Annotated in this window: 18 protein-coding genes; 13 read left to right on the top strand and 5 right to left on the bottom strand. The window is 38.4% G+C overall.

Translation table 11 applies throughout. From position 1 onward, the window contains the following. Positions 1-3 precede the first annotated feature (3 nt). On the top strand, positions 4-939 hold the full coding sequence (locus tag QMF37_RS07940; RefSeq protein ID WP_058385081.1) for a sulfurtransferase: 936 nt from the start codon (positions 4-6) through the stop codon (positions 937-939). A gap of 108 nt (positions 940-1,047) precedes the next feature. Here the strand turns inward: QMF37_RS07940 and QMF37_RS07935 are convergent, their stop codons facing one another. Then, on the bottom strand, positions 1,048-2,364 hold the full coding sequence (locus tag QMF37_RS07935) for a hemolysin family protein (RefSeq protein ID WP_078080505.1): 1,317 nt from the start codon (positions 2,362-2,364) through the stop codon (positions 1,048-1,050). A gap of 169 nt (positions 2,365-2,533) precedes the next feature. On the opposite strand from QMF37_RS07935, the gene QMF37_RS07930 reads away from it, so the two are divergent. Genes QMF37_RS07930 through QMF37_RS07920 form a run of 3 tightly spaced genes read left to right on the top strand, consistent with a single transcriptional unit; the run spans position 2,534 to position 5,066 of the window. Further along, positions 2,534-4,111, top strand: a complete 1,578-nt coding sequence (locus QMF37_RS07930; RefSeq protein ID WP_058385083.1) for an amidohydrolase — start codon at positions 2,534-2,536, stop codon at positions 4,109-4,111. Next, a complete protein-coding gene (locus tag QMF37_RS07925) occupies positions 4,111-4,860 on the top strand; it encodes an SDR family NAD(P)-dependent oxidoreductase (protein WP_283477698.1) in 750 nt (249 codons plus the stop codon). The genes QMF37_RS07930 and QMF37_RS07925 overlap by 1 nt, the downstream gene beginning before the upstream one ends. After that, positions 4,857-5,066 (top strand): hypothetical protein, encoded by a 210-nt coding sequence (locus QMF37_RS07920; RefSeq protein ID WP_058385085.1) that lies wholly within the window; start codon positions 4,857-4,859, stop codon positions 5,064-5,066. Before QMF37_RS07925 ends, QMF37_RS07920 begins: the two co-directional genes overlap by 4 nt. 588 nt (positions 5,067-5,654) lie before the next feature. Here QMF37_RS07920 and chbG read toward each other — a convergent pair. Beyond that, complete coding sequence (gene chbG, locus QMF37_RS07915; protein ID WP_071153808.1) at positions 5,655-6,356, bottom strand: chitin disaccharide deacetylase; 702 nt, start codon at positions 6,354-6,356, stop codon at positions 5,655-5,657. An 18-nt stretch (positions 6,357-6,374) separates the two neighbouring features. After that, complete coding sequence (locus tag QMF37_RS07910; protein ID WP_058385087.1) at positions 6,375-7,103, bottom strand: GntR family transcriptional regulator; 729 nt, start codon at positions 7,101-7,103, stop codon at positions 6,375-6,377. 279 nt (positions 7,104-7,382) lie between these two features. On the opposite strand from QMF37_RS07910, the gene QMF37_RS07905 reads away from it, so the two are divergent. The 5 genes from QMF37_RS07905 to QMF37_RS07885 all read left to right on the top strand — a co-directional run bounded on the left by QMF37_RS07905 (position 7,383) and on the right by QMF37_RS07885 (position 11,036). Then, positions 7,383-8,699: a 6-phospho-beta-glucosidase gene (locus tag QMF37_RS07905; RefSeq protein WP_283477694.1), complete on the top strand. Its 1,317-nt coding sequence runs from the start codon at positions 7,383-7,385 to the stop codon at positions 8,697-8,699. Continuing rightward, positions 8,696-9,985 (top strand): PTS sugar transporter subunit IIC, encoded by a 1,290-nt coding sequence (locus QMF37_RS07900; protein ID WP_283477692.1) that lies wholly within the window; start codon positions 8,696-8,698, stop codon positions 9,983-9,985. The genes QMF37_RS07905 and QMF37_RS07900 overlap by 4 nt, the downstream gene beginning before the upstream one ends. Positions 9,986-9,987: 2 nt before the next feature. Next, the gene (locus tag QMF37_RS07895; RefSeq protein WP_058385090.1) at positions 9,988-10,326 is read left to right on the top strand and encodes a PTS lactose/cellobiose transporter subunit IIA; all 339 of its coding nucleotides are present in this window, start codon (positions 9,988-9,990) and stop codon (positions 10,324-10,326) included. Beyond that, a complete protein-coding gene (locus tag QMF37_RS07890; RefSeq protein ID WP_058385091.1) occupies positions 10,323-10,625 on the top strand; it encodes a PTS sugar transporter subunit IIB in 303 nt (100 codons plus the stop codon). Before QMF37_RS07895 ends, QMF37_RS07890 begins: the two co-directional genes overlap by 4 nt. 129 nt (positions 10,626-10,754) lie before the next feature. Next, positions 10,755-11,036, top strand: coding sequence for a phosphocarrier protein HPr (locus tag QMF37_RS07885; protein ID WP_078080499.1), 282 nt, complete (start codon positions 10,755-10,757; stop codon positions 11,034-11,036). A 605-nt stretch (positions 11,037-11,641) separates the two neighbouring features. Here QMF37_RS07885 and QMF37_RS07880 read toward each other — a convergent pair. Then, the gene (locus QMF37_RS07880; protein WP_078080498.1) at positions 11,642-12,028 is read right to left on the bottom strand and encodes a GNAT family N-acetyltransferase; all 387 of its coding nucleotides are present in this window, start codon (positions 12,026-12,028) and stop codon (positions 11,642-11,644) included. 101 nt (positions 12,029-12,129) lie between these two features. Between QMF37_RS07880 and QMF37_RS07875 the strand changes: the two genes are divergently transcribed. Continuing rightward, positions 12,130-13,023 (top strand): acyl-ACP desaturase, encoded by an 894-nt coding sequence (locus QMF37_RS07875; RefSeq protein WP_058385095.1) that lies wholly within the window; start codon positions 12,130-12,132, stop codon positions 13,021-13,023. 23 nt (positions 13,024-13,046) lie between these two features. Continuing rightward, positions 13,047-13,301: a hypothetical protein gene (locus QMF37_RS07870; RefSeq protein WP_283477685.1), complete on the top strand. Its 255-nt coding sequence runs from the start codon at positions 13,047-13,049 to the stop codon at positions 13,299-13,301. 457 nt (positions 13,302-13,758) lie between these two features. On the opposite strand, the gene QMF37_RS07865 is transcribed toward QMF37_RS07870, so the two are convergent. Beyond that, positions 13,759-14,157, bottom strand: coding sequence for a hypothetical protein (locus tag QMF37_RS07865; RefSeq protein ID WP_283477683.1), 399 nt, complete (start codon positions 14,155-14,157; stop codon positions 13,759-13,761). Positions 14,158-14,585: 428 nt separating this feature from the next. Between QMF37_RS07865 and QMF37_RS07860 the strand changes: the two genes are divergently transcribed. Both QMF37_RS07860 and QMF37_RS07855 read left to right on the top strand, forming a co-directional pair. Then, on the top strand, positions 14,586-14,792 hold the full coding sequence (locus tag QMF37_RS07860; RefSeq protein WP_071153772.1) for a helix-turn-helix transcriptional regulator: 207 nt from the start codon (positions 14,586-14,588) through the stop codon (positions 14,790-14,792). Beyond that, positions 14,789-15,028 carry a hypothetical protein gene (locus QMF37_RS07855; RefSeq protein WP_283477680.1) on the top strand — a complete coding sequence of 80 codons (240 nt, stop codon included), beginning with the start codon at positions 14,789-14,791 and terminating at the stop codon, positions 15,026-15,028. The genes QMF37_RS07860 and QMF37_RS07855 overlap by 4 nt, the downstream gene beginning before the upstream one ends. Positions 15,029-15,087: the final 59 nt, after the last annotated feature.

Below are 15,087 nucleotides of genomic sequence, written 5' to 3'. Positions count from 1 at the left end.
ACGATGTCAGTTTTTATTGAAACAATCGATACCGAAAACCATAGATGGATCGATGCAAGATTCGATTTGAAAAATTCATTAGCGGGCAAAAAAACGTATGAAGATGAGCATGTAGCAGGAGCTGTATTTTGGGATTTGGAAAATGATATGTCTGACATGTCATCTTCTGAAGGGCGACATCCAATGCCATCTGACCGGCAGCTGACCGAGCTAATCAAATCAACTGGCTTGAAACATAACGATTCAATTGTTATTTATGACCAAGGTGGTTCGCCATATGCGACACGCGCTTGGTGGTTGTTGAAATATGCAGGATTTGAAAAAGTTCATATTAGCAAAAAAGGCTTTAGTCAGCTCAAAGAGCAGGGAATTAAAGTCGCGCAGGATCAATCAACATACCAGCCAACGGAAATAGAGCCGGTATTTAACCGAGCTATTTTTGCCGATCAAGCTTACGTAAAAAGCATTATTAGTGGCGATGAATTAGGGGTCTTAGTTGATGCTCGTTCTGCAGAACGCTATGCAGGACTTGTTGAACCAATTGATCCGGTAGCTGGACGGATTCCGGGAGCACGAAACTTAGATTGGGCTCAATTTGTTGCTGAAGACGAATTTCATGTAGGCGACGACATTAGCCACATTGTTCAAAAACACGAACCTGCTGTTGTCTACTGTGGCAGCGGTGTCACTGCAGCTGCCTTGTATGCGATCATGACAGAAAAGGGCTATGATCAGTTACGATTGTATATGGGCAGTTTCTCAGACTGGATCACAGATGCAGAAAATGTCGTTGAATTTGACCGTGGCGAACACCCAGAAGCGGCAACAGATGAAACTAAAAAAATCTTAGCCACATTAATCGAAGAAGGCTATTCAGGCGAAATGCTTATGAAGAAATTCGAATACGAAAAAACGTTATTAAGTAATCTGGATAAGTAAATTTTTTGGCGATACTTTCTAGGGTGCTTCTAAAAGTGACCAGAACAGTTTCAGAACTACTCAACTAAAAAAATCCCCGATAGCATCCATGGCTATCGGGGATTTTTTTTATTCAGTTTCCAACATTTCGGTATTGCGTGTTAACAAGACACGAATGATTTGATGATTTTCCATTTCACGGACTGTGATGGTGTGACTCGGCATTTCTACCGATTCACCTTCACCAATATCGGTGTTTTTTAACTGGATCCAACCACCAATGGTATCAACATCTTCGCTATCATCAAATTCTATCGCAAAACGATCTTCTAAATCGGACAACAGCACACGGCCATTCAATAAATAATTATTGATATCGACGGCTTTAATTTCGTCGCGTTCGTCTTCGTCAAACTCATCCCGAATTTCCCCGACAATTTCTTCTAAAATATCTTCCATCGTGATCACTCCGGCAGTTCCGCCGTATTCATCGACAACAATCGCCATATGGACATGTTCTTTCTGCATTTTCAATAACACGTCTTGAATCGGTGCCATGTCATGGACAAAGGGAATATCATGAACGACGATGCTGTCATTTAAATCTTGTAGGTACGTGTAATTGGTCAGCATTTCCTTGACGTTGATAAAACCGAGAATGTCGTCTTTATCCCCTTTTTCGGTAACAGGGTAACGCGTATACTGATGGTCTCGCACAATCTCCATCAAGTCATTATGGCTCATTTCAAGTGAAATGGTCTCCATTTGTGTTCGGGGTAGCATAATGTCTTTTGCTAACCGTTCATCGAAAGAAAAAATATTCTGCATATACGACAATTCCGTTTGATTGATCTCACCACTGTGATAACTTTTCGTCATGATGATTTTCAGTTCTTCTTCTGAATGGGCCTGCTCGTGTTCTGCGGGTTCAATACCAAAAGTACGTAAAAGCAGACGGGCTGAGCCATTCATTAGCCAGATAAAAGGCGCTAAGATGACGCCAAACAGATAAAGGGGTCTGGCAAAAACAAAAGCCATTTTCTCCGCATATTGGATAGCTAGAGTTTTAGGCGCCAGTTCGCCAATTACCACATGAAGAAATGTAATCACCGTAAATGCGATGATAAAGGAGAAAATAGATGCAGTCGGTTCTTCGATCCCAAAGTTTTCAAAAACCGGATGCAAGAGCCTTTCTACAGTCGGTTCGCCAAGCCAACCAAGGCCAAGTGCCGTTACGGTAATCCCTAATTGACAAGCGGATAAATAATAATCCAAATTGCTAATGATTTTCTTCGTTAGAATGGCATTTTTATGGCCTTCTGAAACGAGTTGATCGATGCGGGACATCCTGACACGGATAATGGAAAACTCCGATCCAACAAATAAAGCGGTCAGCCCGATTAAAAGCGCAACCATAACCAAATTGAGAATGAGTATACTGTCCAATTCGTCCCTCCGACTTGGAGGGTTCACCTCTGCTTTCTATAAGTAAAAACAGTATAACATAAAAGAAAGAGCATTTGCTTTACGGACGAATCAATAAATAATCAGACTAAACGTATTGAATGCAGCAGCGAATAAACATATGATGAAGAGAGAGAAAAGGAGTGATTAGATGAACGTGTTATGGCATGGGGGAACAATCTATACAATGGAAGCAGAAGGCACTACAACAGAAGCTGTGTTAGTGTCTGACGATCGCATAGAGAAGATTGGGGCTTATGAAGAGTTAAAACCATTCGCTGATAAGGAAATTAATCTAGAAGGCGCGAGCATGTATCCAGGATTAGTTGATAGTCATATGCACATGATCGGCCACGGTGAAAAATTGATGCGCGTCGATTTGTCAAAAATCGAAAGCTCAGAAGAAATGCGTGAACAATTAATTGAGTCAACGAAAGAACTAAAAGAAGACGACTGGTTTATCGGGGAAGGCTGGAATGAAAATAATTTTGCAGACCGTAAAATATTCCATCGCCATGAGCTTGATGAAATTAGTAAGTCACCAATGCTGCTGAAACGAGTTTGCCGTCATGCAATTTTGGCGAACTCGAGTGCATTAGCACTTGCCGGAATTACAAAGGAAAGTCTAGACCCAGAAGGTGGACTCATCGTACGGGATGCAGATGGAGAGCCGACGGGTTACTTATTAGATGCAGCACAGGATTTAGTATCCAATCAAGTCCCGGAAGTCAGCGTTAATTATTTAACACGTGCTTTGCAAAAATCAGTAGATCATTTACTATCGCTCGGATTAACGGGCGCCCATACAGAAGACATGGGCTATTACGGTCATTATTCACGACCGCTCGAGGCTTTTAAAAATGTGATTGGAGACCATATGAAATTCCGTGCACATTTGTTAAGAGCGCACAGTGCATTTGAGGAAATGATGGAAAACGCTTCTTATGCTGAACCGTTTATTGACCCCGGCCCAATGAAAATTTTTGCTGATGGGTCGATTGGTGGGCGCACAGCTTTGTTAAGCAAACCCTATAATGATGATCCGTCTACTGTCGGTGTGGCAATTCAATCAGATGAGGAATTAAAACGGCTGGTGTCTGTTGCACGCAAACACGGAGAAGCTGTAGCGATTCATGTGATTGGAGACCTTGGGCTTGAAATGGCGTTAGACGCCATTGAAGCACATCCGGTATCTGCACACAAACGGGACCGTCTTATCCATGCGATGGTAGTCCGTGAAGATTTAGTAGCGCGCATGCAACAAATCGAAGTGGCGTTAGATCTTCAGCCAAGTTTCGTGACGTCTGATTTTCCTTGGGTAGTGGAACGGCTGGGTGAAGGCCGTTTAGAATGGTCATACGCTTGGAAAAAACTATTGGACCACGGCTTGATTTGTGCCGGGGGATCGGATGCACCAATTGAAGAGGCAGACCCGCGTCTTGGGATTTACGCTGCGGTAACACGTAGGAAGCCCTATGAAACGCATGCAGGTTACCAGCCAGAAGAAAAACTATCACGCTTTGAAGCCGTTCAGTTGTACACCAGCGGGAGTGCCGCGACGATTGGCAAGGAAAACGTACGAGGGATTATTCGTGAAGGATTTGACGCCGATTTCACGGTATTTGACCGAGATCTATTTGCGGGTAACGAAGAACAGATTTTAGAAGTTGAAACCGTAATGACCGTCGTAGCAGGAGAAATTATGTATCAACAAGGTGGACAAAAATAATGGCAAAAGAAGCATATATTATTACGGGCGCATCCAAAGGAATCGGTTTTGAATGGAGTCGACAACTTAATGAACAAGGTCACCAAGTCATTGGAATTGCGCGCACTAAACCAGAAAACTGGCCATATGACAACTTTCTGGCGTTTGACCTAACAAAACTAGATGCTATTGAAGACATTATGGGGCAGGCATTAAAGTGGATTTCGAAAGATACGGAAACCATTGTGCTAGTAAATAACGCGGGGACGATTGAACCGATAGGATTTGCTCATACAAATGACACAGCACAAGTTAGCCAAAGCATTGTCCTTAATTTAACGGCACCGATGCTATTGTGTGGTGCATTTATTGCACAGCTGAAAGACCGATCGAGTCACAAAAAAATCATTAATATTTCTTCAGGAGCGGGCCGCAAAGCTTATGAGGGATGGAGCGCTTATTGTGCTGGAAAAGCAGGGTTGGATCATTTTAGCTCTTGCTTGGACGCAGAAAATGCCGATGTAAAAGTAGTGTCAGTAGCACCTGGAATCATTGATACGGGCATGCAAGAAAAAATCCGCCAAAGCGAAGCGGCTGATTTTCCTTTACTGGAAAAGTTTCTTCATTACAAAGAAAATGGCCTGTTAAGCAGCCCAGAAGAAACAGCAGCGATGTTGATGGACATGACGCAAAGACCAGATTTTAATAAGTTGCCGACCATTTTAGACATCCGCAATTTGCCGGCAATCGGAGAGGGGCAACTAGAGTGAGCAGGACACCGGAACACATTTTGACAAAACTTACGGATGCCAACCAAGCAGGAATTGATATGACAAGTCCAAAGGCTGTCGTCACGTTCTTACTTGCACAAGGCGAAAAAGAATCGATCTTGTTTTTCTACAAACCCAATAGCGTCGAATTCGACTTCGACAAATTTAATGACGCTGTTTCAGAAATGAACGAACGTAAAAACTAATCCAGCGATTCGCTGGGTTAAGTCCATTATTAAAAATAGAAATTGACGTTCTTGGTGCCATGACGCCAATCGTTGCAATAAAAGTATGATAATAGTGGTTGAAAGGGCAATTCGCTTCGCGCGAATTGCCCTTTTTTTGAGGCGTTTTGGCGTTTGGACAGTAAAGTATATGATGCGGACAGTATCCTGTGAGATTTGGACAGTATTTGTTGAGAAATGGACAGTATTTCATTGTATTCGGACAGTATATCCAAATAATTGGAATAAACTCATAAGAATTTTCTTGAGCTTTCATTGCGAGGTGTAGCCATCAAAAATATTAATAGAAAAAGCCGCTCAATAGGCGGCTTTCCAACATTTCAAATGTATTTCGTACTTAATAAATGAACCACATGCATGCCTTTGGATTTTCCTAAGTTTGACATAGAGCCTCTACAGAAGCAGCTTAAAGACAAACTGCATCAAATAAAGCCGAGGAGTCAAATTTAACGAGCAGAATTTGCTATTTGAAACGGCTTATTTTCAGTAGCTAGGAGGAATTCTAAAACGGTAGAAAAAGCGAAAAGAAGAAAAGAGACAGAAGCATACTCATTCCATAAGCTCCACCCATTCTGGAATTTTTAATGCACACAAGATGGAAAGTTCTTCTGCTCTTTTCTCTTGGTAGGAACTTATCGCTTTTAATGGATCGTCTACGATTGCGGGATGGGTCATTACTTCGACTGTTTTGCCTTTAAATTGCTGAAGGCTGTTGAAAATGTCTTTGCTAATCCCGTTGTCATAAAAATTCAGCCATAAAACTTCTGATAAAAGAACAGTCGGATGTTTTTTCAAAGAATCTACATACCGAACAGGAACGCAATATTCTTCAGCAAGTGTTAGTACGACATTTTTTAATGCTTCCCAGCCATGGACGTGATGATGACTATCTATGTGATGGAGCGGAATGCCGGTAGCGATAAAGGCATTTAGTTGAGTTCGCCATTCTTTTTCTACGTCTTCCAAACGCGGAGGATCCATCTCCTCAAAAGAACTTGTATATTTAAACAAGCCTTGCGCATTGATTAATGACGGTACTTCTTTACTTAAAGGCACTCCCCAAGTTAGCACAAGGTGGATTCCTACACGCAAAGAGGGAAACTGTTTCGCTTTTTCTACAGCATAGTCTTTTGCAAGTCCATTCATCATAAGTGTAGTGGATTGAACAACTCCATTGGTGTGAGCTTGGATGATTCCATCCGTCACACCTTCAGTTAATCCAAAGTCATCTGCATTAAATAGCACTCTCACTAATAAAGCCCCCTATACTTATTCGTCCATCAAGTAATTGCGACTGATGACAAAATTTGTTTTGTCTCCTCGAAAGTAAGAACGTGAATACTCAAATACATTGCCATTTATATCCTCTGCTACGGTCTCAATATAAAAGCAAGGCAATCCTTCTTTATACTGCAGATGCTGAGCAACTCGCTCATCTGGAAAGATAATTTCTACATGCTCAGTGGTCTTAGCAATTTGTAAATGATAAACCTTTTTTAGTGTTTCATACAAAGAAGATTCTGCATGTTGTTGCGTAATACCAGGTGCTAATGACCATGGAATATAAGAAATTTCGAATTGTGTTGGCTCTCCATTTGCTTTTCTAATTCTTTCTATGCACTGAATTGGATCGTCGATAGATACATTTAAAACTTGTTTTAATGATTCTGTAGCAGGAATTACTTGAATGCTGACAAGCGATATTTCTGCTTTTTTACCTTGAACTGCTATTTGATCACTATAGCGCTCAACAGTGTGGGAAAGTGTCTGTTTCACTTTTTGTTCTGCAACAAAAGTACCGTTGCCCTGTTTTCTGACGAGGTAACCTTCCATAGTAAGTTGTTTTAGTGCAGTTCGAACAGTCGTCCGACTAACATTAAAGTCTTTACACAATTCTAACTCGGTTGGAATTCTGTCACCTACTTTATAAGTCCCTAATTTTATCTGATTAAGTAAGTCTTCTTTAATGTAAGCATGAAGTGCCTGATTTTTATCCATTGCAATGCTCCTTCATTATTCATGTCTAAAGTGTACAAGATTAAAGATACAATAACAAACTTTTATCACATTAAAGTTAATTGTACTTTTGTTATATACAAATTTTTAAATGTATGATACATTACATTTAAGAAAAAATAGTTATTATTAACAGAATAAATTGACTAATTAGACGTGGCTTAAGAAGGTCTACATGTAGCTAGATCTACAGCTCTATTAGTATGTTTTGCACAATAGAGTGAGAGCGCTTTCATCTTAACGGTAAGGGAGTTTTGTGAAATGAGTTTGAAGATAGTTGTTATTGGCGGTGGCTCAAGTTATACCCCTGAAATTATTGAAGGGATTATTCGAAGACATGATTCATTGCCTGTAACGGACATTGTATTGGTCGACATAGAAAATGGAAAGGACAAACTACAAGTAGTTGGAGAACTTTCAAAAAGAATGATTTTGAAATCCGGTAAGCCTATTAACCTGACATGGACATTGGATCGCAAACAAGCCTTAATAGGTGCTGATTTTGTATCTACACAAATCCGAGTCGGAGGATTAGAAGCAAGGGCGAAAGACGAACGTATTCCATTAAGTCATGGATTTATCGGACAAGAAACAAATGGAGCTGGTGGAATTTTTAAAGCATTTAGAACGATTCCGGTCATGATGGAAATGGCAGAAGATATTCATCACATTTGTCCTGAAGCGTGGATGATCAATTTTACAAATCCAGCAGGAATTATTACAGAAACGCTATTAAAGCATTCAGCGCACGATAAAGTTATCGGCGTGTGCAATATTCCTTTTAATATGCGCCATTCTACAGCTGAGATTTTGGATGTTTCGCCAGAGGAAGTAGAAATTGAATTCGTTGGAATAAATCACTTTGTTTTCGGAAAAAAAGTGACAGTGAATGGGCTGGATTATACAGAAGAAGTGCTAAACAAATTAAAACAAGGTTTGGATTACTCTCCCGCGAATATCGTGAATCTTGGCTGGTCAAGTACATTTATCGATGCAACAAAGCTTTTGCCTAATCCCTATCACCAATATTACTTCCAAACAAAAGAAGTATTAGCCAAGGACATTAAAGCGTTTAATGAAAACGGAACGCGTGCAGAAAATGTACAAGAACTAGAAAAATCATTATTTGAACTTTATCAAAATCCAAACTTAAATGATAAACCGAAAGAACTTGAAGAACGTGGAGGTGCATTTTATAGCGACGTGGCTTGCAGCTTAATGAATTCCATTTACAATAACAAAAAAGACGTACAAACAGTCAATACCTTCAACAATGGTGCTATTCCGGATTTGCCTTACGACGCAGTAATTGAAACCAATTGCATCATTTCTAAAAATGGGGCAAAGCCCATTTCGGTCGGTCCACTGCCTTCAGTGATTAAAGGAGTGGTTTACCAAATGAAGGCATTTGAAGAACTTGTTATTAAAGCCGGTCTCTCTGGCAATTACAATGATGCGTATAATGCAATGATTATGAATCCTCTAGTGAGTGATGAAAAGGGCAGTAAAATCTTGCTAGACGAACTGTTAAAAGCACACAAAGATTACTTACCACAATTCGAGGAGGAGACAGGATGAATGGTAAAGTTACCGAAAAGTTTATTGAGATTGCGGGAAGAATTGGTGCGCAGCGTCACCTTGTAGCAGTTCGTGATGGTTTTGTTTCTATCATGCCGTTAATTATTGTAGGATCACTGGCTATTTTAATCAATAACTTTCCGCCATTAGGTTCTTTCAACTTTGTAGAATGGATGAATGGCATATTGGGTGAAGGAAACTGGCAAGCGGTCGGGGGGAGTATTTGGAATGGAACATTCGCAGTTTTAGGCCTTTTAGTTGCCTTTTCGATTGCTTACAATCTAGCAAAGTCCTATGAAATAGATGGTTTGTCTGCAGGTTTAATATCTGCTGCAGCTTACATTATGCTTGTTCCAGTAACAGAAGATTGGGGATTGAACTTTGCTTGGCTGGGAGCTCAAGGTTTGTTTGTTGCAATGATTCTTTCAATTGGTTTGACAGAGTTATTCCGAATTTTAGTAAAATCACGATGGACCATTAAAATGCCAGAAGGTGTTCCTGAAGGGGTTGCACGTTCATTCCAAGCTTTAATTCCAGCAACCATTATCTTAATTTTAGTGGGTTGCTTCCAGGCCCTTATGAGTATTTTTGCCGAGATAAGTGTATTTGAATTTATCTTTATCGTGATTCAACAACCGTTACAAGGACTCGGAAATACACTGCCAGCCGCAATTTTTATTGCCTTTTTGAATCACTTATTGTGGTTCTTCGGGTTACATGGAACCAATATTATTGGCTCTATTATTGAACCACTGTATTTGCCCTTGATTCAAGAAAACTTAGAACTCTTCAAAAGTGGGGTTTCCGCATTTGATGTGCCAAATACAGTAACTAAGCCATTTCTTGATTCGTATGTATTTATGGGGGGATCAGGTACAACAATTGCGTTAATCGCAGCGATTTTTATTGTCATCAGAAAAGAAAAAAATCATCCTTATCGCGAAGTTGGAAAACTTTCTTCTCCAGCCGCAATATTCAATATCAACGAACCTGTAATTTTTGGCTTACCGATTGTACTTAATCCGGCTATGTTAATCCCATTCATAATGGTGCCTGTAACCTTAACCGTCACTTCTTATCTAGCTCTGTCTAGCGGCTTGGTACCAAAGACTGTTGCCATAATTCCGTGGACTACACCACCCATTTTAAGTGGTTATTTAGTGACAGGTGGGAGTTGGCGAGGGGTTGCACTGCAAGTATTTAATCTGGTGCTCGCTACATTGATGTATATTCCATTTGTTATAGTAGGAGCAAGAGCTTTAAGAAAACAAGCGGGGAGAGAATAAAGATGCAAACAGTAGAAGAAATCCAAATGTTGTCATTCACGATCATTTTACATGCTGGAAACGCACGGTCTAGTTCAATGGAAGCGATTGCTTTGGCAAAAAACTATAAATTTGATGAATCTCGCAAAAAAATTGCAGAAGCCGAAGAGGAATTTACTATAGCCCATCAGCAGCAAACTAAGCTTTTGCAAGAAGAAGCGAACGGAGAAGTCAACCTAATTTCTGTGATTTTAGTTCATGCCCAAGATCATTTGATGACAGCAATAACAGTGAAAGACTTAGCGAGTGAAATGATCGATATGTATGAAAAAATGCAAATGATTGAGGAGGCAAAAAAATGAAAATTATTTTGGTATGTTCGGCCGGAATGTCTACTTCTATGCTAGTGAACAAAATGAAAAAAGCGGCTGAAGAAAGACAGATGAACGTAGAAATTAGTGCAGTTGCAGAATCACAATTAAAAAATAATTTAGAAAAAATTGATGTCGTCTTGATTGGTCCACAAGTTAGATACCTTGAAAAAAAGATTAAACAACAAGTAGAACCACTGGGAATCAAAGTGGATATTATTAATCAGATGGCATATGGAATGATGCAAGGCGACAAAGTATTAGACCAGGCAATTGAGTTAAAGGGATAAGGTACTATAGCGGTATTCACCTACACTAAGCTATCGTTTGCTTTGGTAGCTTAGTTAATACTTATGAAAAAATGGAAAATATTGCGGAAAAAATTTGGGGAACACAAATAGCGAAGGAGTTTGAAGAAGATGGTTAGTCAACAATTTACAATTACAGATGAATTGGGAATCCATGCGCGTCCTGCAACAATTTTAGTAAACGTAGCAAACAAGTTTGAAGCAGATGTCAAATTGGTTTATAACCAAAAAACGGTCAATTTAAAATCCATACTAGGGGTTATGTCTTTAGGAATTGCATTTGGTTCTGAGTTCGACATTAAAGCTGATGGCAGCGACGAACAAAAGGCATTAAATGAATTAGAAAAAACATTGCTAAACGAAAAACTAGCCAAAATAAGTGTTCGCAAATAAAAAATACATGTGGATAGTAGGGGGATGACGATAAAAGTAAAAATACAACTCTGTCACAGCGAGAGAAAAAGGTATGTTGTTAGACATATTAACAGCGGTAGAGATACTTTTAAATACGAAGTAGACAAGTTTAAGCAATAATTTCACACTTCTAGGCACATAAATACGTATTTAAGAAGGCATGGAGTAAGTAAAGCGAAGCGTAAAATTTATTGTCCTTGTTTTATGAAGAGCGGAGTATCCTCCTTTCAACATTTTTAAGGTGTCTAGAGGACAGCACAGAGATTATAAAATGACTGAGTATCGACTGTACCTCTTACAATCATCGTCTCGAACTTTTCTGCAAAGACTGTTTTAATGGGAGAGGCGAGTGTATTGGATTATTGCTTTTCCAACAAGAGTTCATAAAATATGCCATTTAAGTACAGAAAAAAGAAGATTGGCGATAGCACTTTGTAACCGAGTATTTATTTTCGGTTGCTCTATAGAAATTTTGCCATATAAAAACATCCCAAAAGTTAGATTTAAACTCCAACTTTTGGGATGCATTACCAAGTGCTTCTTTCAAAATGGTTACTCAACAATCGCACCCGTGTGTGAAAAACTCATTTCAAATACTTTTTCATATAGACCTTAGTTTCATCTTGATCGACAATAACCCACCCTCGTTTTTGATAAAATAATACATTTTCAGTGAATAAAACATGAGTAGCCAATTTCATCTCTAAATATCCTCTATTTCTTATCTCCTGTTCTGCAAAGTTTAGTAAAAACTTCCCTAAACCTTTAGCTTGAAAGTCAGGATCTATAGCAATATTAGCAAGTGATGCATAATCTTCTTCAAATACTAATACCAATCCAGCGATTAGTTGGTTATTAAACTCCACAACCCAAACTGGAAAAAAAGCTATTTCATCTTTATAATCTACATTCATTGGAGGTAGATTGTTAATGTTTATCCTATCCGAATACTTTAAATAAGCTGAATGCATGCATTTTTGAAGCTCATCAGCATCAGTTAAAGTTGCTTTTCTTATTGTTAAAAAAATTCAAATGGTTTAAAGTTAGGAAAACACCTAAAGGAGAATAGATCATGTTAAATTCAGATTTAGATATACGCTTAGAACCACGCCTTAAAGAATTATATCAATTACATAAGGAACGTTCTGCAAATATTGATTGGAGCTATCACGAATTTATACCATGGGACAAGGCCATGTCCTTTAAACGAGTTCCTTGGGAGGAGAGTCAAGTAACTCTTCCAGAAGGTGTAGTTATTGCGGTAGAAACAGCGTTACTTACAGAAGTAAATTTACCTTGGTATACTTCGCATTTGGATTATACATTTAAAAATTCAATGGAAGTCATAAATGATTTCGTACGCACTTGGACGGCTGAAGAAGACCAGCACTCTAACTTACTGGAAACGTATTTATTGGTGACACGAAATGTTGATCCCGTAAGATTGCATCAATTAAGAAAACGAGTAGTTGAGAGTGGTTGGTTTCCAGATTTCACGAATCCTCTAGCAACAATGGCCTATACTACTTTGCAAGAGTTAGCTACACTCGTTTTTTATAATAATGTAGCTAAGGTAGCGGGTCTTTACGACAAAGATTTAGCAACATTACTTCGACGTGTAGCGAAAGACGAAGCACTTCATTATGCATTCTATCGCGACACAGTGAAAGCCCATCTTGAACTTGATCCGAATTTCATTGTTTTTTTTGAGAAAGTAATTATTAATTTCTCTATGCCAGGCGCCGTTATGCCAGACTTTAAGGATAGAATGAAAACCATTGCCATAGATACGAATTATGGACCACTGCAATACTTTGACCAAGTATTAGATGTCGTTATAAAATATTGGGATATTGCCAACTTGCAGCCTACTAGCGAAGATGCCAAACAATCACAAGCGAATATATTGAAATATCATGGGCGTTTAAAAAGAATCAAAGAGCGTCAGGAAAAAAATAAAAGGTAGTTGTATGAAAGGATTTTTTTATCATGAAAACAACTTGCGAATTATGTGGAAAAGAAACAAAAGATCAAGTAAGTTATTTAGAACTTGAAACGTGGGAATTTAATTTTTTAAAGAAAGAGACAAAAGATTTTTACTCGATTTGTTTTAATTGTTTTGACAAACATACGAATAACTTTATTGACCAAGAAATGGATCTTGAATTGAGAAAAAAACGTTCTCGTTTGGTGAATCGAGAGGTCCAAGAAGAAATCGAGGCTATTCTTGAAATCGAAAATTAATTCCTCAGCTCTATTTATTGAGCCTAAATTGAATCTCTTAAAACAGTATTACAAGTACGTAATGTAGTAAAGACGCATCACTTTAGTGAAATAGATGAAATGTGGATTGGTGAAAAGAAAATCCAACTAGGTTCTAATGATATTCACACGGCAAGAATAAATAATTGCATCCTTAAATATGAGGAACCGAGGAAATAGGCGTCGGAAAAAAGGAAAGTCATCTTCTTTGGAGGATGGCTTTTTCAGTTGTCTAGCTTAATTTTACAATCGGCGTATAGAAAACAGAGGATTGTCGATACTATTTTCATTTCTGAGCAAAGAATCTCATTTGGTTTTACTTACTTCATATGAATTTATATGATGAGGTTAGTCTTTGCCTCAATTCTAAAACAAAGGCTATTCTTTTCTAAAAAGTTTACTCAACAATCGTATCCGATTATGGATATAGATAAATTGGTTAACCTTCCACAAGTCCGTAGTATTTAAGGAGTTTCCCCTCTGATTCTACGAGTAAAATTGGCCCTGCAACTTCATCCGATTCTTCAGCTGAATAAATTTTTGCACCAACAGGCAACTTGTTCGACATACCACCTTCAAAGTTTGTATCAGTATCATTTCTTGTTTTTATTTCTCCTACCTGTTCATCTTTGGTTAAAGACAGTTCTTCAACCCACTCAATTCCAGTCTGATAAATCACACCATCGAGTTGAAATATATCAGCCTTAGGGTCTAATGTTAAAATCTCTTTTGCGTCCGGATTTTGAGTTGTATAAGTTTCTGGTGTAATTGAAGAATTAGAACATCCAATAGTTGTTGATAAAATAAAAACAGACAAACTTAAAAATAATATTCGCATTCTCAGCTAATCCCTCCTTTTATCGTTAGACGGATAAAGGGTAAAGAAGTTACCTATATATTCTACAAAATGGTCCTTTTGTTAAAGGTTATGTCTTCTTAATGACATTATTATTTAACCGAACATACCGATAAGCCCTTGCATTAACATTAACAATGACTTTCCATAAATACAGTCCCCATTTAACAGGAAATAAAAAACAACTCATTTAGAATTGTATTTAATTTAAGGGAAATCAGATAATTCTTTCATATACTCGAGTAATTTGATTGTACCTTATTTCAAGAATATAGTTGATAGAGAACATTTCTCGTTTTAACTAGTCTTGCTTGTAAAAAGAATTTTTAACATTAAAGTCGCATTTTTGACTAATATATTTGTCATTTTGAAACGTATCGTTTACACTTTAGTTATAAAGAGGTGAAGACATGAAAACAAAGTTAAAGGAGTTAAGGGCGAGTTTAGGTATAAATCAAACAGAATTGGCGAAACGTGCAAAGATTTCACGCCAAACCGTAAGTTTGATCGAACGCGAAGAGTTTATGCCTTCGTTGCTCATTGCAATGAAAATTGCGCGGGTCTTTGATAAACCGGTTCAAGAGATTTTTCAATTCGACGAGGAGGAGTTAGGATGAAGAAAATGTTAAAAACAAGTGGTCAGCTGATTATTGGCGCATTGGTTGGATTTTTCGGAATGCTAGTTTTACTTGAAGACGATTTTCGCATCGATTTGTCTGGCTATGCATTTATAGGCAATATTGCTCTTCTAGCAATCGCAGCACTACTAACTTTGCTTACGATATCACGCGTGTTGATTAGCCAGAATCATCCAAATGAATACAAAAAGAGACACCTTTCTTGTAGACTGTAAGTGCGAACCAACAACTACAGGAAGAGGTGTCCCTTATGAAACAGAATACCATGTTCCCG

This window comes from Planococcus sp. S3-L1 (assembly GCF_030063085.1).
In the GTDB taxonomy this organism is placed as follows: Bacteria; Bacillota; Bacilli; order Bacillales_A; family Planococcaceae; genus Planococcus; species Planococcus kocurii.
The sequence above is the reverse complement of the archived record's forward strand: the minus strand, read 5'-3'. Positions and strand labels throughout refer to the sequence as shown.